This window comes from Rossellomorea aquimaris, assembly GCF_020172085.1.
In the GTDB taxonomy this organism is placed as follows: Bacteria; Bacillota; Bacilli; order Bacillales; family Bacillaceae_B; genus Rossellomorea; species Rossellomorea aquimaris_E.
Genome location: NZ_JAIVAT010000009.1, coordinates 110,018 through 130,482 on the forward strand (window position 1 = coordinate 110,018; position 20,465 = coordinate 130,482).

Here is a 20,465-nt window from a genome sequence, read left to right on the forward strand (position 1 = left end):
CATTCACATAATTCATGGGGGGGAATGTCACACTATGGAGGATAAAGGGCAGGTGATGAGAGTTGAGTAAATGTACGGATCAACGTAATCTTTCGTGGTGGCAGCTTTCGTTCATAGGGGTAGGCTGCATCATTGGAACAGGATATTTCCTTGGCTCGGCTATTCCGATTCAACGTGCGGGATTTTCTGTGCTTATTGCCTATTTAATCGCAGGTATCGGTACATGGATGGTATTCCAGGCACTTGCAAAACTGACGGCTGAGCACCCAGAAAAAGGCTCATTCCGTACCTATGCCAAAAAAGCATTCGGTCCATGGGCAGGATTCAGTAATGGCTGGGTGTATTGGTCAGCTGAAATGTTGATTATGGGAAGTCAATTAACGGCCCTTGCCCTTTTTGCCCAGTTTTGGTTTCCGAGGATACCCCTTTGGATTTTCACTGCGGGATTTGCGGGACTTGGTTTAGTGATCATCTTATTGGGAGTAAAGAAAGTAGAGCAGATGGAGAATCTATTCGGGTTGATGAAGGCGGCTGCCATCGTTATGTTCATCCTTGTTGGGGGTGCCGCCTTGTTTGGATGGCTTGGTGGCGGAGAATCGAGTCGTGAGCTGTACTCTCCCATTCAAGGTATGCTTCCCCTTGAAGGAAAGGGATTATGGCTTGCCCTTCTATTTGCTTTTTATGGCTTCGGCGGGATTGAAGTGATGGGTCTGATGGCGAAGGAGTTGAAGGACCCAAAGGATGCCCCTAAGTCAGGAAACATCATGCTCGTGACATTGACCTTTCTTTACGTTGTTTCTTTCTATCTTGTTTTAAAGCTGGTTCCGATAGAAGTCATCAACCCAAATGAAAGCCCGTTTCTGACAGCCCTTAAACAATATGACCTCCCTTGGGTGCCACATGTATTCAACTCCATCTTGATCATTGCCGGTTTCTCAACCATGGTCGCATCTCTATATGCCGTCACGACGATGCTTGTCACTCTGGCCGAGGAAGGGGACGCACCACATATTTTCGCCAAAAAAGGGAGATGGAGCATCCCACTGCCTGCGTTCGGATTAACCATTTTTGTCGTTTTCGTCTCCATCATAGTGGCAATGATCCTCCCGGAAAGGCTATTCGAGTATGTGACAACGGCTGCAGGTCTGATGCTCCTTTATACATGGATTTTCATCCTGGCGTCCTTTCTCAAACTCATGAGCAAGACCGCCTGGAATCTGATTCAATCGATCATCGCCCTCTTCCTTATCGTATTCGCCATCAGTGGTACTCTTTTTGATCATGTAAGCCGAATAGGATTCTATGTAAGTATCGGATTCATCCTATTGATTGCAGCTGCTGCGTTTTTCAAAAGAAAAAAGAGTTAAAGGCAGTCCTTAACTCTTGATTTTCTTATGCATATGTGAAAATGGGCATTTACTCATGGCAGAATCATCATCACGAAGATAATATTGTTCCCACTCATAATTGTCTTGCTGCCCATACCATTTCAGACTTGGATGTGGAGGTGCTTCGTCATATTCCACAAGCCGCTTTCGGATGACCTTCTTCAATTTCTGGCCGAAAACCGTGGAGGAATTGATTTCATCAAAAACCCATCTCGGCTGGAACGCTATTAAGAAGTAAGGGAAATGACGGCTTTTTCGAACGGTGTGAGCAGGAGTTGCACAGAAGGAAAAATACGGTTCACCATTAAAACAAAACTCCCATGTGTGGTCGTGGGGATCCTTTCCAATATGATCCGGCCACGGCTTGTCGTCCAATTGATGGACCCGGTTCAACAGGTCCCAAAAAATCTGCTCATACGTTTCAACCGGCTGCCGGCCTCCCGCCATATCATCTGAATGGCAGAACACTACGAGAGATGCGTAATTTCCCGTTTCCCTTGAAATCTCCCCGTATTGTTTTAAGTAAGATGCCAATTTTTCTGAGGCTTCTCCTTTTCTAGGGTCTTCCGTAAAGCCGAATCGCAGTGTATCTGTCTGAAATCCTTGTTTTCCTGGTACGCAAGGATAAGGATGCTCTTCATCACACAACATCGCAGCGAATTGGCGGTATGCGGATTGCTGCCATGGGCTAAGTTCTTCCAAATGTTGATCAATCCAACTCTTTGAACATAACATAGTCGATTCCTCCTAAGGATTACTCATGTATCCTATTAGGAGGGTTCAAAGTGGGTGTCTGTCTAGCCGAATAATAACCTGCAGGCCTCCACTCCGAAATATATGCCGAAACCCATTAATATGAGCCCGGAAACAATCGAGATGACTCGTAGGAATCGGGGGCTTATCAACTTCCTCGCGCCCGTTGCAACACCGGCCATCGTCACATCCCAAATGGTGATCCCAAGGAAAATACCCAAGCTGTATAACAGCATCTGTCCCGATTCATAGGAGCTTGATGTCTTTGCAAGGATCGAACCATAGATTCCAAGCCAGAATAAAATACTCAGTGGATTGGAGATGGCCATAAAAAACCCTGTACGAAACGATTTTCCTTTCGTTTCACTTTGACTTTTTCCAGAGTCATTCGTAAGGTCTCCTGAATTCTGAAGGCTTTCTATCCCCGTGTAGGTCAAAATAAAGAACCCAAAAATCCATAAGAACAGTTTGATGATCGGAATATCTATGAATTGAGCGATTCCGAAATAAATCAGGAGCATAAAAATCCCGTCCGCCACCATTCCTCCAACCCCGACAAGCCAGGCATGGAAGAAGCCGAAGCGGATCCCCTTGTCCAATTGTGCTGCATTGATCGGACCCATTGGAGCTGAAAGGGATAAACCCAAGACAATATAGCTAATAAAGATACTCATGTTCGACCACCTTCACATTGACTTCCCTCCATTGTATTCGGACAAGTCGGTAAGTATTAAACCCTTTTCAGAATAAATGTCCAAAATGCGGATAATCTAAACAGCGATACCATTTCCAAAAGGAGGAGAACAACTATGCAGAATCAACAGCAACCAAATGGGATGACCCAAGGATCGGGTATGCCGCCGAATATGATGAACGCCCAAAGTAAAAACCACGGTGGACATGAATTATTCGATGCCCATGAAATCATCGCCGGCATCATCAGCATGCTCGATCAGTATCAAATGTATGATCAACACATACAGGATCCTGAATTAAAAGATATCGTAAAGCGGCAGAGCGCTTTTGTGACGACGATGTATAATACGATTGTAGGAAGCTTTTCAACGGGACACGATCCACAAGTCCCAACCCAGCAATACAAAATGTCCCAATCTCATACCACAACATACGGCATAAAACCGGGAGCTCCAAAAAAACCGAATCAGTCCGTTCAAGACCTATCAGACAAGGGCTTGTCTGCTTATATGCTGGGACAGACCAAATCATTGGCCTCACTCCTTGCCATGACGGCTCTCGAAATGACCAATCCCGTGTTGAGACGTGTTGTTGCCGACAGTGTACCGAATTTTATTGAAATGAGTTATGAAATTTTCCTATATCAGAATAAGCATGGGTACTATCAGGTTCCACAGCTGAACGATCAGGATATGACCCTGATGCTTAAAAGCTATACGGAGGTTCCACAGCAGAATCTCCCTCAATAACCTCTCATTACGCCTGCGCCAGGACGCAGGTGTTTTTTATTTTACCCGCCTCACTGAATGCTTCTCATACACATAGAATGAAGTGAAAATGAAACAGGAGGTGACCCAGGTTGATTCATACGGTAAAAACAGGAGAAACACTCGGACAGATTTCGAGGGACTACAGGACTCCACTTTCTGCCATCCTTACGTCTAATCCAGGGATCAATCCAGATCAAATTTATCCTGGACAATTGATCACCATTCCCGGGATTCCCGATGCTACCGGCAATCCTTATAGAATTCAAGTGTCAGTTAACAACCGCACTCTTCGTCTATTCAAGGATGGGGTTCAAGTGAAACAGTATCCTATCGCTGTGGGAAGGGTCCTATTCGAAACTCCTATTGGGGATTTCATCATCATCAATAAAGCACCGAACCCCGGGGGTCCATTTGGAACGATGTGGATGAGCTTATCCAAAGAGAGTTATGGGATTCATGGAACAAATAACCCCGCTTCCATTGGAAATGCCGTATCAAAGGGATGTATACGGATGTACAACAAAGACGTGGAAGAGCTTGCAGGAATTGTACCGATCGGGACACCTGTATCCATCATTCCATAAAGAAAAAAGTGTATAGAGAAGACACTATACACTTTCCCTTTATAATACAGCCCTTTTGGGTTCCATATAATCCAAACCAAAGTGCATGTGAAGAATTCTTGCGGCCTTTTCAACATCAAAGCGATCGACAAGGGCACTTAGACCAACCGATGATTCCCATACCGACACCTTTCCAATATGATAATCATGAAAAACATTCGTCACCTTTTCTTTTACTTCTCCCGAAGAAGGGATGCTTCCTATCACACATACTTTCGATAAGCCTTCCTTTATTTCAAAATGGGAGTAAGCTCCTTTATACCCACTGACGATTTTTTTCACTGAGTGAACAACCTGGTCTTTTATGATCAGGGCCAGGTCTTGATGATGCTTGATTCTTTCTGTTTCGATATGGTGAGAATCCAGATCGTATAGAATCAACGATTCCCCTCCTTCGCATCCATGGATGGTGAGGACCGAAATATCCTTCTGGAGCGCTACGCCGACTATATTTCCGTTCTTTTGGACTTTGTCACTGATGAGGGATCCCCGCCCCTCCTTTAAACTTGAACGAACAATCAAAGGTACATGGTGTTCCTTTGCGTGTTTAATCGCTCTTGGGTGCAGGACGTTTGCTCCCATCGTGGCAAACCGGAGCATGTCAGCATACGATAATCCCTCGATTTTGGCAGCACGGGGTACCACTCTTGGATCTGAGGTATACACTCCATCCACATCCGTGTAAATGTCACATCGATCTGCTTTCAAGGCGGAAGCGAGTGCTGCTGCCGTCGTATCTGAACCACCCCTCCCCAAGGTTGTGAGTTCACCATCTTCTGTAACTCCTTGAAAACCGGCAACCACTACGATCCGTCCTTCGGATAATTCTTTCTTAATCCTTCCGGTATCAATGGATGTAATTTTGGCATTTCCAAACACCGAGTCTGTTCGGATTCCCGCCTGCTTGCCGGTCAGGGACACTGCCTCCATCCCCTTATGTTGAAGGGCCATTGTCAGCAGAGAAATCGTGACCTGCTCTCCTGTTGCAAGCAGCATATCCATTTCCCTTTTTCGAGGAACATCCGATAGTTCACCCGCAAGCTTGACAAGGGTATCCGTCGTTCTAGCCATGGCCGATACGACAACCACAACGTCATTTCCCTTTTCCTTTTCTTTTATGACATAACCTGCCACCCGCTTAATTCGATCCGCAGAACCTACAGAGGTTCCACCAAATTTCTGAACGATGATACTCAAGTGATCCCCTACTTTCTTTCAGATCTATTTACTCCCAAAAGGTCTCAGTAAACGGCCACGCCTTCCTTCACTTCATTCTCAAGAGGAATTTCGTCCAGGATGGAAACCGCCTGAATCTGCTCCTGTGATTGAAGAAGCGCTTCTATGTCCTCTTTCTTTCCTTCCACAAATACGTACAGGTGACTGCCCAGCTGAATTCGGTCCTTTAATGTGAAGAGCGTAATCCAGCTTTGATATTCTTCATTTGCTCGGACACGCAAGACCCATTGCCCACTGCTACCTTCTCGAATCTCCTCATTGTGCACCGTGCTTTCAGGAGAATCCGTGTATTTCCCTTGTATCAACGAAAGAAAATCCTCCACCATGGCACTTCCCGTCGGACGTTTTCCCGCACCGGGCCCAAGCAGTGTGACTCTCCCCACCAGGCTTCCCTTCAGTGAAACCGCATTTTCCACATCCTCCACCCCGTAAAAAGGATGGGTGTCGTGGACCAGGATCGGCTTTACTTCACCCTTGATTCGATTGAATCCGTCGCGTTCCAAAGAACCTACATGTTTAAAGCGCAACCTGAAGGACTCGGCTGCCTGCAGCCATTCTGCCGTCAAGTGCGTGATCCCTTTACGCCTGACATCCTTCCACTCTGGCTGCCTGCCAAAAGCCGTCTGACTCAGAATGAGGAGTTTATAAAATGCATCGTACCCTTCAATATCGCTCGTTGGATCCGCCTCTGCATACCCCTTTTCTTGAGACTGCTTCAGGGCGGCTTCAAAGGAAAGTCCCTGCTTCCTCATTTGGGATAGAATAAAGTTGGATGTCCCGTTTAAGATTCCCTGGATACTTCTGATTTCATTTACCTTTAGAAGTTGACGGATGGTGCCGATGACCGGGATTCCTCCCGCTGTGGTCGCTTCGAAACCAACTGAAACCCCATGATTCAAAGCCTTTTCCAATAGATCAGGTCCATATTTGGCAAACATGGCTTTATTGGCCGTGACGATGTGGATCCCTTTCTCAATCGCTTCGGATAAATACGTATAACACGGCTCTTCTCCTACAATCGCTTCGAAAATCACATGAAGATCCGGGATCTCTAGTATGTCTTTAAACTCTGTGGTGACTTTAATTGAAGGGTTGATTTCCCTTTTCTTAGCGGGGTCCTTGATGAGGATCGCCCTCACTTTCACCTCTTTGCCGAGTGCTTCCTTCAATCTGTCCTGATGAGTTTCAATAGCCTCACAGACCCCTTGACCAACGGTCCCAAACCCCAGAATCGCCACATTTATCACTGACATCTTTCAGCCTCCTTATCCTTCTAAGATCATACATACAATTGATTCATTCCTGCCTGAAGATCCACTGGGCGTGGTGGAAAGAGGATATAAAGAAAAGCCCTCTTCTTGTAAGAAGAGGGCTTCATATACATGCTCCTCCCCTTATCTTCCAGATCCACATGGAATCTGTAGGAATTGGCACCTTTACAGACTAATCCTGCAGGTTGCCGGGCTTCATCGGGCCTATCCCTCCGCCGCTCTTGATAAGAGATATAACGTTATGTTTTCACTTGATATTTGAGTATGAATTGGATTATATAGGGGATTCATTCCATCGTCAATACCATTTTCATTATTTTTTAAAAATTCTTTCTACTGTCCCGAATGACATTATTTCCAATAGGTTTACTACGTTTTCATAAAAAACTACAGCCTCTATCAATCTATTTTTCATTAAGGAGGTTTTAACCGGTACAGGCAGGGAAAACTAACCCATATCCATTTACTAGAAAGGATTCGTTTTCATTATGTTAGAAAAAATACTCCCTTCATCCATCCGGAAATACTTGCTCATGTCAAAACGTCAGCGTATGCATGAGATTCGCCTGACCATTTGGTATATGCCTTTCTTGTACATATGTCTTTCCATACTGCTCGTCGTCATTACTCTTTATTTAGACCTTCAACTGGAAATCTCTCAGTATATGTCCGATTTTTTAAGTATGGATGCTTCTGTCACCAGAATTCTGGTGAGCACACTGATCGGCGGCGTTCTGACACTCAGTGCCTTCACACTTAACTCTCTGCTTGTCGTGTTGACGACGTTCAGCGGACAGTTTTCACCAAGAATGCTATTGAATTTTATATCGGACAAACAGACACAGCACGCCCTCGGTATTTTCAATGGCAGTTTTGTTTACGTGCTCCTTCTGTTTCTGTTTATCGGAAGTTCAAAGAAGGAAATGTTTGTCGCTGCACCCATGATCACGATTGGACTGGCCTTTCTATCAGCTATTACCTTCATCTTTTTTATTAACCATGTGTCTACATGGATGCAGGTCCATAATATTACGTACAATATGAAGCAGGTGTCTGAAGGGATGATCCACCAGACTCTGAAGAAAGATCTAGAAGCACATCGCACCACTGAAACTGGGGACATCATGGAAGAAGAAAAGAAAAACATCGTTCACGTGAAGGCTAAAAGTTCAGGATACATTCAATTAGTCGATTTTCAGGGAATGATCCAACTTGCACAGAGAGAGGATCTTGTCCTTCAACTTCATTACAAAGTGGGCGATTATGTTCTCGCCGGCAATGAGTTATTAAGCATATGGGGGCCTGAAACAGCCAACATCTCCATTGATTCTTATCTGCACTTTATTGAGATGGGGCATAAAGAAACAGAGATTCAAGACCTGCAGATGGGAATTCATAAACTCGCAGAGGTGGCGATTAAATCATTGGGAAATGATGATCCCAAAACGGCCTCCAACACCATTGACCAGATGGCCGATTTGATGCTAACGGTTGAGGATCAATTATCCTTCACTCCATATTTAATCGATCAACATGACAGGATCCGCGTCATTCTTCAATCAGAACCATTTAATTATTATTTATATCGTGGATTTGGATATATCCGTCACTATGCCAAAGACAACCACCTAATCATAACGGAAATTGTAAGGGCACTGGCCCTCTTGGCTGAATCCACTCAACCTTCAAAACATCATGACCTTTGGGAATTCGCCTGCAACACCATTGATCATATCGAAAGAGAAGTCATCTACGAATTAGACAAGACCTTTCTTCTCCAAGAAGTTCATAAGCTGGCACGGCTCACGGGCAATCTGAAGGAGTATAAAAAAATCGAAAGTAAATTCTATCCGAACGCGAATGAAAACACGTAAAAAGCTTCATTTCTCTTGTTGAGAAATGAAGCTTTTTATTAGGGATTATATCCACGTTTCGACAATGCTGGAATCTTCTCCTTGGGCTTTCGGTACACGTGAGAATCGATCTGGGATTTCACTTCTGACCGCTTCTAACGTAGGTCTCATCAAAATGGTGTGGGTCGGTTGATTCACTTCGAACAGTCTTGCGACATACATACCTTGATAATCTTTAGGACTACAGTAGATACAGATGATTGGCAGTTTGTAATTATTTAATTCCACCTCATCAAATGATGATATTAGACGATCTGGATTTTCCATCGACTCTCTCCTTTACTCGTTCTTTTGAATAATCAGCTTATGCACTCTTTTTTTCCATCCAGTTGATGATGGTTGTATAGCTTCTGGATATAGTAATTACACTGAGAATATTGTCTTTCTTCCTTCGACAGAGGAATAATAACATTCTCCATATATTGATAATACGCTTCCTCTCCCTCATGGACCCTGATACTAAGCATCGTAAATAGGTGCTCTTTGTAGGAAGCCTTCATGGTTCTCGAATAAAGAAGTCCTTCTTCTATTAAACTTTCAAATCTTTCATTATTTACAGGGCCGTCAACATTCAGGGAACTATCAATATAGCCAAAAAGAATACTGACATAGTCTTCGGTAGGAGACTCATGTTTCACTAAGCCAAAAGCTGATTGAAATGCTTCCTTTGCCTTTCCATCCTGCATGACCTCTCGATAGAGTCCTCCCAAATTCAAGTAAAGAATAGCTTTCCTTCTATGGTCATGTAGATTATCACAATGCTGTATCAGCTCATCATACTTCTCTACTAGTGTTTGGAGACTTCCCTCTACATTTTTGCCTTCCGCTGCCAACTGAATGGTAGCTGCGTCAATACATCTTGTAAAATTAAACGTTTCTTTGAAGTAATTCAGGGCAAGCTGACTATATCCCAGTGACTTGTCATACTGCCCTAACTTATGATAGCCCATCGACATATGGTAATAGGATTCAGGATTGGAGTAAATGTCCCGATCGATTTTCTCCAAATACGTAATGGCTTCTTGTGGATTACCTTTCTCAAGCTCGTACATCCCTTTAAAGTGATAGTATAATTGAAAGTCATAATCGTACATATGAAAAGAAAGACGCTTATTAGAAAATTGACCTAAATAGAATGCGGCTTCTTTCAGTTCACCTTTCATCATTAAGTACCTTGCTTTCAATAGCTTATAAGTACCATTCAACGTTTCGATTTTGATAAGGGGATTTTGTTCAATGGTTCCCTTCAATAACTCGATCTTTCCATTTACCTGCTTGATCATGACATCATGCCACAGTTCCAAATCCAGTCGTAATTTTTTAAAAACTTTTAACTCTTTCTCGATATTGATATGTAATCGTTGATTGAACAAATCAACTTTATCTTTCGTTACCTGTAAGTGCCCACTTTCAATTTTACTAATATGGCCTGGAGTACAAACCCCTGCCCCCATTTGTTTCTGAGTCATCCCTTTATAGATGCGAAAGTATTTAATAAATGCCCCAATATCCATTATCCAACCCCCATGATGACTTAGTAGAAATCTCGTTCCTCTCAAAAACAGGTTTACCGCTTTATCTTTTTTTATAGCGGAATACATTCTACTAATATTATACTAAGAAATAATCACGAAGAAATTGGGGTTTTCCACAGGCATAAGATTTCCCAAATAGAGACTTTATACCTATTTATTTTCTTTAGCATACTACTTCAATAAAAAGTTTTCATATCTTCTCCCTACTATTTCAACTATTTTTACAATCATTTGAAATCAAAAGAAAAACCAACTAGTCCTTTGTGCTTACTCCATTTTCCCAACTTGGGACACTCACGCTTACTATTTTGAGAAAATGTTTTTTATGGACTCCGTTTATACATATAGAAAGCCACACTTATGGTGGCTATTTTATTCCATTCGATTGGAAGGCTGGATTGGCGGTTCAAGCTGTAGTTCCTTATTTCGATAAATCTTGGAAATAACAGCAGATCCCATCAATCGCTTAATTTCATTCGCAGGCAATTCCATAGATACCCCGTTAAAAGCTGTTTTATAACGATGGAGGATGTGATACTCCACTTCATTTTTTTCTAAAAAGAGATAAAGTTCCTTCTCGAACTCCCTGTGACTTTTTTCAACTTCCTCTTTAGCTGATTCCAGTGTCAGCTCTACTCCTTGAGTTTTTGCTTCCAAGACGGCCACTTTTGCTGGTTTGGTCTTAAATTCTATGATGATAGATTTAGTCTCCCCACTCGACAGATCAAGTTCCGGATCCACTTTAATCGATGAATTCATTGTTTCTTCCACCACCTGTGTTTCTATTTTTTCACCCATGTCCCCTTCATTCATACAACCACTCACGAATATCAATGACAGTACGAATAAGGCCCTACAATACCACTTCTTCATGGATAATCAATCTCCTTTATCAAATAGTAAAAAAGACAATCCTTCGGAATGGGGATTGTCTTTTTAATCGTATGCGTATGTCCTGTGATCGTTCGTTTTGGAATCTGAACTCCCGCTTCTACTTGCAAAAAATATGTTTTCCGATTTGCTTGATCTGTGGACGACTCCAAATCCAGCTGCTTGTTGCTGTATCAGGATTGAAGTAATAAATCGCTCCATCACTTGGATCCCACCCATTGACTGCGTCAAGTACAGCTTTTTTCGCTGTTTCATTCGGAGTCAGGTTGATTTGTCCATCTGCCACAGCGGTAAATGCCCCCGGCTCATAGATCACTCCAGCAACGGTGTTAGGAAATGAGGAACTCCTCACTCGGTTAAGGATTACTGCAGCGACTGCTACTTGACCGGTGTATGATTCACCTCGTGATTCACCGTAAACGGCATTGGCCATTAATTGAATATCGTTTTGAGAGAATCCATTCGGAACATTTGAACTCCCCCCTGTTGATCCTCCCTTATCATAAACAGTGGCTTTGACTAATTTTTCTTTTGTTTTTGGGCCGACGACTCCATCAACCCGTAATCCGAATTCATCCTGGAAAATCCGCACAGCCCAATATGTATTGTATCCAAACACGCCATCCACTTTACTTGTGTAAAATCCGATGTACTTTAACCGTGATTGTAATTCTATGACATCTTCTCCCGTTGCTCCCCTTTGAAGAACTTGAGAGGAGAAAGCATTTACTTCTGCTTGTTGTCCGCTTCCGACAAAAAATAAGCCAGATATAAAGAGAATGGTTATGAAAAATTTGAGTTTTGACATAAGAACCTCCAAAGAAAGCTAGATGGGTTATATTGTCTTCTTTGAAGGACTAAATTATGTACGTAACTCGTTCAATCGGAAGAAAAGGTAGCCCGTATTGGACTACCCACTCTTCTGATTGATTATCATTTTATGCAAGCCAATAGGAACATGGACGGAGAGTGATTTTAGTAAACTTGTGCCACTTTCGGAGAAACTCGTGCCACTCTTACGAAAACTTGTGCCGGATTCCACTAAACTTGTGCCAAACTCTGAATATCAATTACGATTATCGCTACCACACTGACAAAAAGAAGGCAGCTACATCTCATCAGAACGGTTAAGGATTGATTCCCAATTCTTCTTTGATCGTATCAATCGTTTCACCATTCACTTCAGATTGAGGATCTGGAGTATTTACTACAAAATCATTTTCTGACAAGTAATACTTCACAAGGAGTGTAAAGTCTTTCTCGTCTGTCGTACCGTCGAAGTTAATATCTGTATTTCGATAGTCCGTTCCCCAATTATCTCGAAGCAATAATGCATCGTGAATATCAATCACATTGTCTTTATTGATATCCCCAGGCTTGGAAACGGCCATATAATACGTGACATATTCACCTATATCCACACCATTTTCCGTACGTCCCGCTTCAAGTGGTGTATACGTCGTGTAGTGTCCTGGTACATCCGTCACGACTGTGTACTTATGAACCGACGCCGGTAGTTGTTCGAAATTAATGACACCGTTTTTCGGTATGGTAACTGGATAGATGTTACCATCCTTATCCTCCAAGTGTATCGTGGCACCTATTTGTGTGTAATCACGGCTATAGTCAAAGCGGTTTGCATCTGTCAGGAGCCCTTCAGCGCCGATAAAGCCTGCATTGACCTTTGATACACTCGGATAAATTGGATGAGCTCCCAGTTTTGTTGGGATCCGTGGTCCGTTATTGATCTTCATCGTACTGACACTGCTGAACAATGGAGAATACGCATTGAAAAACTCCTTCTCATTCGTGTCCGCTACAATCTTAAATAATGCTACGTCCCCTGATACCCCTTCACCAGGAATTTTGATTTCAATATCATTCCTGACACTTGTAGTACCGGTTTTTGTCACATTTAATTCTGTTCCTTCCGGTAATCCATCAGCCAATTGGAATTCAACGGAATCCAAATACTTACTTGAGTTATAGTTATACATTGAAAAGTCATGAGCGTTCTCTAAATTTCTAGCGTAGAAAGTATACGTTACCTTGTCACCCATTTGGTAAGAATCTTTATCCGCTTTCGCAAAAATAAATTGAAATCCTTTTGGCACATAGTAGACCATTTTAGGAATGGCTGTGTTTCCAGCATAATCCGCTCCTAAGTACTGGATTTCTTTAATGTAAGATGTCTTCACGTTGATTTCTTGTGAAAACGTTCCATCTTCCTCTACTTGAAGTCGATAGTTTGGACCATTTGGACCGTACCATATATTATTACTGGCTTGAGTGAGTGGAATATCGGTCTTAGACGTCTCCTCTATTTCAGCATCCAATAAAGTTCCTGATAAAGTAACCGTTTCTTGACCTTCTTCCAGTTCTACAATCGGAAAATCACCGGTTGGGATTGCGTTCGTCTGATCGTACACAACGGTTGGCGCACCATTGTCTAAACTGATGGTTGACATTTTGGCGAACTGCTTTCCGTCTTTCGTCGTTCCGATCATCTTCACATCATAAATGCCATCTTCCACTCTCACTTTTGTATAGCTGAGTGGCTTTTTATCATTTCCTGTTAATGGATAATAATAACCATAGAACCCTTCTTCAATGTAATAGTCGACATCGATGGCTGCTCCTGCTGAATTCACCCCTGTAATCCACCCCAGGTCTGCCTTCGTATCATGATCAACCAATACCCAATCCAATCTTTCCATTGGAGAGTTCAATCTGAAATCAAGGTCCGTTTCTTTTCTGCTATAAGGATTATTGACACGATTCGTGGAAATGCTCTTCGTATACACATCAAAGTAGCCAATTCCTTCTTCCACGACTTTCGCTCCGAATGGGATGCGATAATGGTCTGCCGGGTCCTTTTCATTTTGAATCACGATATACCCTTCATAGGTTCCTTTTTGGGCCGTTTTCGGGATGGTGAGAACTGCGTTGAATGATTCCACTTCCCCTTTTTTCACTTTCAGGGAGCTTGGCACATCGAGCTTCACACCATTTTTCTCTGCATCCAGTGAATCAGAAGCTGCTGCACCTACATTGTATTCTATTGATATATCATATTTGTTATTTTTATGGCTATTATTTGTAATGGATAGATTCGTCGATCTTGTCAGTTGTTCTTCTCCCATTGGGATAAAACCGTAGCTTAAGCCACCGGTTTGTTCCGGGATGATGACTTCTTCCTGATTTTCAATAAATGGCGTTTCATCCAGAACCGAAATCATGGTCTCCGAATGGATGGCCTGCATCGGATCGACTCTTCCTGCTCCCACTTCAAATACGCTATATTGGTTTTTCAAAGGATCTGCCGTATTCATTAACACTGATTTAATGTCACTTGGCGTATAATCAGGATGTGCTTGAAGCAATAATGCAGCAATCCCGGCTACTTGAGGTGACGCCATTGATGTACCTGATAATCGTTGATAGGCATGTGAATAATCCGATGAATCTTCTTTATTTTGCATATAGGATGGAACAGTTGAGAGAATGTTGACACCAGGTGCTGTTACCTCCGGCTTGATATCATACAAGGTTCCTGAAGGTCCTTTTGAACTAAAGGATGCCAGCTCATCACCGCTAATAACAGATTCTCCTGCCTCTCCAAGGGTAATGGTAGGAGTTCCAGCTTTAAATAGTTCTTTCACGGATAGTCCATCTTGGTTGGTTAAAGAGAAGGTTGGAATATTGTTATCGCTTTCACCCAAATAGTGAGGAATATGCCCTTCATCTGGATTGATATTATAAATGATGACAGCTTTTGCTCCATGTTGTTTGGCGATTTCCATCTTTTCGATGAGTGCATAAGTGCCTCGTGCCACGAATGCCACTTTCCCGGTGACCTTTTTCCCGTTGTAATCGGCTTGTCCACCTTCACCTACATCGACCATTTCATAGTTTTGCCCTTCAAGCTTACTAAACTCATTTGTCCAGTTGTTGGTCATTAACTGTAGTTCTCCAGCAAGGTCCTTGTCTTCAACCGAGAATGCACCATCATACGTTGTAACATTGGATGGAGCCGAGCTTGCGCCTACTGTCAAAGCAAGTGCAGCGGCACCTGGAGATCCCAACGTATAATTTCCTTGGTCACCTGAATTTCCAGCGGCAACGACAGCCGTCACGCCACTTAATACGGCATGGTCAACGGCAATGCTTGTTGCATACAAAGGGTTATTCGTTGCTGCGCCAAGGGATAGATTGATAATATCCATTCCATCTGCCACGGCACGGTCAATCCCGGCAAGAATGTTACTGGTTGATCCGGATCCATAGGGCCCTAAAACACGGTATACATTCAATTCCGCATCGGGAGCTACCCCAATTACTTTATAATCGGAATCATTAGCCGCTTGACCTACGATGGTTCCTGAAACATGTGTGCCATGCTCTGTATAATAGTAGCTTCCTTGATTCGTTTCACGGTACCCAGAAGCTTTCCAGTCCTCATAAGTCGTTTCCATTGGATCGTCATCATTGTCTACAAAATCGTATCCACCTTTATAAGCAGCTTTTAAGTCTGGGTGATTATAATCAATTCCTGTATCGATAACCCCAACTTTTACCCCTTTACCTGTGAAACCTTCTTTATGTAGCTGGTCAATATTCATGAAAGGAATACTGTCCACTTTTGTTGTTGATCCTTCTTCTTCATCCGTTGCTTTAGGTGGAGGAGAGAGTTGGACTTCTTCCTCACTGTAAACAGCTTTTACTACTTCAGAATCTAATAGGCTTTCAACTTCATTGGCTGGTAGAGTCATCGCTACGCCGTTAAACGCATCTTTATACGTGTGCTTAATTTCGTAGGTGTCTTTGCCTGATTTCGCCTTTTTCACCTTTTCATTTAAGTCTTTCTTAAATGTTACGTGGGACTCTTCTACCTGTTTCTTTGCCTTTTCAAGAGAAACTTCCTTTCCCTTTAAAGATTGTTGAATTTGTTCTGACTTTGCAGGAAGCTGTTCAAATTCTACAATGACGGTCACTTCTTCTTCACTTTTCAAATCAATATCTCTCGATAATTGCAGGCCCCTCATTGAGCGATTGGCTTCTAGTTTGTCCAACGCCTCACGCTGCTCTGTCGACAAGCCTGCTAAGATTTTCATTGCATCCGACTGTGTTTCTGCATGTATCGCAGGTCCATGAGTTAATGGTGCAACTCCACCCATTAGAAGCCCTACACTTAATGCGATCTTTGGATATTTGCTGGCATTCATGACTTCAACCCCCTTTTTCTTTCTAATTCAATTATATTGTCGAAGGACCCATACGTCATTGGGGGGAATTTTATCAAATGAGGGGGAAGAAATATGGTGATTTTTGTGTAAACGAAAGGATAAAAGTCAGAAAAATCAACTATTTTAAACCGAAAGTGGAATTCTCACGCTTAAATTAGACTATTAGAACCATTTCTTTTGAACCGCTAAAATTGGGGGATAAAATAAATTTCACATAGAAAAGCCAAGAAAATCCTATTCAAAGGAAATTCTTGGCTTCGAATGTTAATGTTTCACTGTAATTTTCTTCTTCTCAGACGTCAACGATAATCCCGTTTCATCAGTACCTGTGACAGTCACATAATAGTCACCGTCCGGATATTCAGTACCAGCATACCATTTCAATCCATAAATCGAATGTTCATTTTCAATATCTGCATACTCGATCATTTCTCCTTCTGCATTTGAAATCTCAATATGCCAATCCAATCGTTTATATCCAAAAATTAAGATGGAAGCAGGCTTTGTTTCATTGACATTGGTTCCAGAAACGTTCAAATAATTGATAAATGGACCTGCATGAAGCAATTCTTCATTTCCAGTGTATCCAACACCGACATTCCGAAGACCATCTATTGCTGATATCATGACAATCTCAGGTTTCTCATCGCTAATATACTCATTTACATCCGCGCTTACTGACTTCTGATATCCATCATTGACCCAGATGAAATTTCCGATATGTTTCGTTCCTTCTTCCTGTACATCCCACGTGATCTTGTACTTCCCATCTGAAAGTTCCGCGATGTTGATATTTTTAACAACGGGAGCACCAGAATCAAGTTTAATCGGAATCTTCGTTTGTTGAGTCTTAGCTCCCTCATAATTCAGGGTACTTTCGTATATATACGTATAGTTGCCGTCAGGAAGTTTGTTCCCGTCATCATCTGTACCACTCCAGTACATCCCATCGAACTTATAGGAGTAATTTCCATAGCTCATGATGTTCTTCCTGAATGGATACGGACTACCATCTTCCGTGAACTCGCCAAAATTCGTAATATGTGCAACCGTTTTTCCATTCTCATCTTCCACCTTCAGAGACATTTCCTTCAGGTTACGAAATGCTGTGAAGGAAGGATACATACCTGTAGGGACTGCATTCTTGGAATAGCCGATCTCGTTCGGATCAAATGTTCCAGTAGAAGTGCTATATCCCATAGGTAAGGTCAGCATGTCATTCCAAAGAACAGTGTACCCTAAGAAAGGATCTCCATTAACCGGGCTCTCATCAATATTATCAATGGCATCCCAATCACCGTAGTATCCCATGAATGGCATTGTTAAAGTCGCTAAATCTTTGACAGAACTTCCCTTAGGAACAAAGCGAACAAACCCTTCAACAAAACGACATTCACTTAATTCTTCGGGTAGTGTGACAGAAATCTTCACTTCGCCATCACGACGTGGTTTGTATTGTATTTTCTCGTCACCCATCAGCTGTTTTCCGTTGATTTTCACAACTGCCCCATCAATCGGAACCGAATGTAAGGTTAGATAGTCTCTTTCTACTCCGTTATAGGTCTTCTTCTCTGTTTCATCCATTAGCACATCCACGACGATTTCATACTGATCATTCGCTTTTTCCAGCTTTTTTGAAAGCGGCTCGACATCCAACGTGAAATCGAATGTTCTGTCCACTTCTTTTAAGGCAACGGATGCAGCCTTTTCTAAAGGAGCCCCTACATGCTCTACAAGATAAGGAGATTTAATCGCTTGCTCAATCTTCATCAAGCCTGATCCTTGACGTCTTGGTGAGTAAAAGGAATTCTCATCATCCGGATTCGTTAACACCTCAGACGTATTCATTAAAGCATTCTTCGCTTTTAAGACTGTTTCTTCATTTTTTGGTAAACCTAACTCCTCATAATACTTCTCAAGTAGTAAAGCTGCTCCAGCTGCAACATGTGGAGTGGCCATGGACGTTCCACTCATCACTTCATATTCGTTGTTTAATACTGTTGAGCTGATCTTCCCCCCAGGAGCTGTGATTTCCGGTTTAAAGCTTAGATCTGTTGGAGAACCATAAGAAGAGAAATAGGACATTGGTTCCGTTGTCGGGTTTTGTACCCAAAGATTTTCATCTGACATTTGCACGGAGATCTTCTCACCGCTTTTTAATCGTTCGACCAATTGATCTCCTTCTGTATGTCCAGTCGTTACGGCTGGAATGGTGTATCTTGAGAAATTTAAATTTGCATACGATGGATAATGATCCGGTGGAATGACTATTAGTCCGACTGCCCCTTTTCTTGCTGAGTCATATTGAAGGGACGAATAAATAGAATACGACTTTGTAAGTTTTGCAACGACAATCTTCCCTTCTAAATCCAAGCCATCCAGATGGCTACCAAATCCCTCACCAGCGAAGATCAATTCGTATTCTTTACCGGCTTCGAGTTCATCACTGAACTTTTTAGAACTGTACTGTGTTTGGTACCCAAGCTTACTTCCATCATTCAAACTAAATGCATTGACACTCATCTGATCATTTTCAGACGATGCAACCTGGAGTGCGGATGGTGTTACACCAGGGTCGCCTACGAGACCGATATCTGGATTTTTAGCCAAAGGTAATTGAGATCTTTCCAGCAGGTTTTGTTTTGTACTATAGGAAGCATTACCTGCCGCGGCTACGACCAACACCCCATGCTCTGTTGCATATTGAATGGCACGTTGTACCGGATCATTGGAATCCACGCTTCCTGCGTCAGATCCCAAGCTTAAATTGATGACATCAGCCCCGAACTCCACCGCATGATAGATTCCCGCCGCAATATCATCATCATAGGCACCGCTTCTTTTATCAGAGAATACCTTTTCAGCTAAAAGCTGTACATCCGGTGCCACTCCCATCGCTTTTTTCTGGGATTCTTCGTATGCCCCGACAATGCCGGCTACATGGGTTCCATGGGCATTACTTGCCGGGATGACATTGGTATCATGGTCGGCCCAGTCATAGCCTGTTGGCACTTTGTCTGTGTACCACACATCATCTACTTCCGATTCGTCAAGCTTCTCTTGAATGTTATCTTCATTATACTTTGCTTTTTTCTTTCCTTTATCCGAAAGCGTCATGGCCTCATGGCGATAATCGATTCCAGAATCCACGATCGCTACGACCATCCCATCACCGCTATAATTATATTTCGTCCATACATTCATCGCTTCCACAAGTTCATTGCTCTTTACATCCATATGTTCATATGTCTTTGCGATACGAATATCCTTTACGCCTTTAATCTCTTTGATCTTCTCAGCGTCTTTCATCGTCGTTTCCATACTGAATCCATAGAAGCCTGTTGAATACGTATGTATGACTTTAGAAGAATCATCCCTCTTATTCATAAACGTGTTCTTGACCGCTTCCACCTGCTTTTCAGGTGTCGTTCTCAGTTTCTCATTTACGTCCACTTCTATGATCAATCGAACATTTTCATTTGGATTGAATGCTTTTAGGTCCTGTCCGTATAAAGGATCATCGGTCGCTTTCTTTTCCAAATCCAACATTGGAAGATTTACCTTTTGTGAAGCAGGTATCTGTCCCTCATTCGTCTGATAGAATGTTGCACTGGCTGGCGTAATCATACTGCTGCTTAGGAGAACGGACATTAAACCAATGGATAGCGTACTTTTCTTCGAAACCATCATGTATTCACCCTTTTTGATAGAATAGTATCTTTCTTTTTACGTATCTCATAGAAGAAACAGTACTCCCGTGTAATTATCCCCTTACACTTCTCCTCCTCCTTCAATCAATTTGAATACGGAGTACTATAATCTAACCATTTCTATTAAGTGATCTGGTATCCTGTTGGGGGAGTCCAAGTATGATAAGAAGGAAAGAATGGGTCGTTTCACCCTGAGATTGCCAACATTTTTTTGTATTCCTTTTGATATAGCCAAATCTGTTAGTATAAAAGAATGAATATTCAGTACATCTATTGGGGGAATGAGGTGGATTTCAGGAATATGAGGGTGGGAGGATTTCAAAAGAATTCATTTTATGAAAATAGACTCACCATCCTCTTTTAACCCTCCATTCGGAATAAGAAAAAGGGAAAGAAATGTCATGAACATTTCTTTCCCTTTTGTGGATTAATG

At 42.4% G+C, this 20,465-nt stretch carries 14 protein-coding genes and 1 riboswitch; of the genes, 4 read left to right on the plus strand and 10 right to left on the minus strand.

Features of this window, described 5'->3' with window-relative positions; all coding sequences use genetic code 11:
- The first annotated feature begins 62 nt into the window (after positions 1–62).
- On the plus strand, positions 63–1,367 hold the full coding sequence (locus tag LCL96_RS20235; protein WP_224944738.1) for an amino acid permease: 1,305 nt from the start codon (positions 63–65) through the stop codon (positions 1,365–1,367).
- Positions 1,368–1,376: 9 nt separating this feature from the next.
- On the opposite strand, the gene LCL96_RS20240 is transcribed toward LCL96_RS20235, so the two are convergent.
- Both LCL96_RS20240 and LCL96_RS20245 read right to left on the minus strand, forming a co-directional pair.
- On the minus strand, positions 1,377–2,123 hold the full coding sequence (locus tag LCL96_RS20240; protein ID WP_224944740.1) for a YqcI/YcgG family protein: 747 nt from the start codon (positions 2,121–2,123) through the stop codon (positions 1,377–1,379).
- 62 nt (positions 2,124–2,185) lie between these two features.
- Positions 2,186–2,815 carry a LysE family transporter gene (locus LCL96_RS20245; RefSeq protein WP_224944742.1) on the minus strand — a complete coding sequence of 210 codons (630 nt, stop codon included), beginning with the start codon at positions 2,813–2,815 and terminating at the stop codon, positions 2,186–2,188.
- A gap of 135 nt (positions 2,816–2,950) precedes the next feature.
- Here LCL96_RS20245 and LCL96_RS20250 point away from each other — a divergent pair, with 135 nt between their 5' ends.
- Both LCL96_RS20250 and LCL96_RS20255 read left to right on the plus strand, forming a co-directional pair.
- Positions 2,951–3,586: a spore coat protein gene (locus LCL96_RS20250; RefSeq protein ID WP_412103620.1), complete on the plus strand. Its 636-nt coding sequence runs from the start codon at positions 2,951–2,953 to the stop codon at positions 3,584–3,586.
- Positions 3,587–3,696: 110 nt separating this feature from the next.
- Positions 3,697–4,191 carry a L,D-transpeptidase family protein gene (locus LCL96_RS20255; protein WP_224944744.1) on the plus strand — a complete coding sequence of 165 codons (495 nt, stop codon included), beginning with the start codon at positions 3,697–3,699 and terminating at the stop codon, positions 4,189–4,191.
- A gap of 39 nt (positions 4,192–4,230) precedes the next feature.
- Here LCL96_RS20255 and LCL96_RS20260 read toward each other — a convergent pair whose 3' ends face one another.
- Positions 4,231–5,427, minus strand: a complete 1,197-nt coding sequence (locus tag LCL96_RS20260; protein ID WP_224944746.1) for an aspartate kinase — start codon at positions 5,425–5,427, stop codon at positions 4,231–4,233.
- A gap of 44 nt (positions 5,428–5,471) precedes the next feature.
- Positions 5,472–6,719, minus strand: coding sequence for a homoserine dehydrogenase (locus tag LCL96_RS20265; RefSeq protein WP_224944748.1), 1,248 nt, complete (start codon positions 6,717–6,719; stop codon positions 5,472–5,474).
- A gap of 138 nt (positions 6,720–6,857) precedes the next feature.
- Positions 6,858–6,968, minus strand: a riboswitch (SAM riboswitch).
- A 257-nt stretch (positions 6,969–7,225) separates the two neighbouring features.
- Between LCL96_RS20265 and LCL96_RS20270 the strand changes: the two genes are divergently transcribed.
- Complete coding sequence (locus LCL96_RS20270) at positions 7,226–8,611, plus strand: DUF2254 domain-containing protein (protein ID WP_224944754.1); 1,386 nt, start codon at positions 7,226–7,228, stop codon at positions 8,609–8,611.
- Positions 8,612–8,656: 45 nt separating this feature from the next.
- On the opposite strand, the gene LCL96_RS20275 is transcribed toward LCL96_RS20270, so the two are convergent.
- From LCL96_RS20275 to LCL96_RS20310, 6 genes are all read right to left on the minus strand, one after another.
- Positions 8,657–8,917: a hypothetical protein gene (locus tag LCL96_RS20275; RefSeq protein ID WP_224944756.1), complete on the minus strand. Its 261-nt coding sequence runs from the start codon at positions 8,915–8,917 to the stop codon at positions 8,657–8,659.
- Between the two features lie 32 nt (positions 8,918–8,949).
- Complete coding sequence (locus tag LCL96_RS20280; RefSeq protein WP_224944758.1) at positions 8,950–10,164, minus strand: helix-turn-helix domain-containing protein; 1,215 nt, start codon at positions 10,162–10,164, stop codon at positions 8,950–8,952.
- Between the two features lie 393 nt (positions 10,165–10,557).
- The gene (locus LCL96_RS20285; protein WP_224944760.1) at positions 10,558–11,058 is read right to left on the minus strand and encodes a protease inhibitor I9 family protein; all 501 of its coding nucleotides are present in this window, start codon (positions 11,056–11,058) and stop codon (positions 10,558–10,560) included.
- 118 nt (positions 11,059–11,176) lie between these two features.
- A complete protein-coding gene (sleB, locus tag LCL96_RS20290) occupies positions 11,177–11,884 on the minus strand; it encodes a spore cortex-lytic enzyme (RefSeq protein WP_224944762.1) in 708 nt (235 codons plus the stop codon).
- Positions 11,885–12,203: 319 nt separating this feature from the next.
- On the minus strand, positions 12,204–16,301 hold the full coding sequence (locus LCL96_RS23650) for a S8 family serine peptidase (RefSeq protein ID WP_318246447.1): 4,098 nt from the start codon (positions 16,299–16,301) through the stop codon (positions 12,204–12,206).
- Between the two features lie 285 nt (positions 16,302–16,586).
- Positions 16,587–20,012, minus strand: a complete 3,426-nt coding sequence (locus tag LCL96_RS20310; RefSeq protein ID WP_224944763.1) for a S8 family serine peptidase — start codon at positions 20,010–20,012, stop codon at positions 16,587–16,589.
- Positions 20,013–20,465 lie beyond the last annotated feature (453 nt).

Excerpts from the sequence above, each read along its gene's own strand:
- LCL96_RS20240 (WP_224944740.1), bottom strand. The coding sequence starts at position 2,123 with ATGTTATGTTCAAAGAGTTGGATTGATCAACATTTGGAAGAACTTAGC.
- LCL96_RS20245 (WP_224944742.1), bottom strand. The coding sequence starts at position 2,815 with ATGAGTATCTTTATTAGCTATATTGTCTTGGGTTTATCCCTTTCAGCT.
- LCL96_RS20250 (WP_412103620.1), top strand. The coding sequence starts at position 2,951 with ATGCAGAATCAACAGCAACCAAATGGGATGACCCAAGGATCGGGTATG.
- LCL96_RS20265 (WP_224944748.1), bottom strand. The coding sequence starts at position 6,719 with ATGTCAGTGATAAATGTGGCGATTCTGGGGTTTGGGACCGTTGGTCAA.
- LCL96_RS20270 (WP_224944754.1), top strand. The coding sequence starts at position 7,226 with ATGTTAGAAAAAATACTCCCTTCATCCATCCGGAAATACTTGCTCATG.
- LCL96_RS20275 (WP_224944756.1), bottom strand. The coding sequence starts at position 8,917 with ATGGAAAATCCAGATCGTCTAATATCATCATTTGATGAGGTGGAATTA.
- LCL96_RS20280 (WP_224944758.1), bottom strand. The coding sequence starts at position 10,164 with ATGGATATTGGGGCATTTATTAAATACTTTCGCATCTATAAAGGGATG.
- LCL96_RS20285 (WP_224944760.1), bottom strand. The coding sequence starts at position 11,058 with ATGAAGAAGTGGTATTGTAGGGCCTTATTCGTACTGTCATTGATATTC.
- sleB (WP_224944762.1), bottom strand. The coding sequence starts at position 11,884 with ATGTCAAAACTCAAATTTTTCATAACCATTCTCTTTATATCTGGCTTA.
- LCL96_RS23650 (WP_318246447.1), bottom strand. The coding sequence starts at position 16,301 with ATGAATGCCAGCAAATATCCAAAGATCGCATTAAGTGTAGGGCTTCTA.
- LCL96_RS20310 (WP_224944763.1), bottom strand. The coding sequence starts at position 20,012 with ATGATGGTTTCGAAGAAAAGTACGCTATCCATTGGTTTAATGTCCGTT.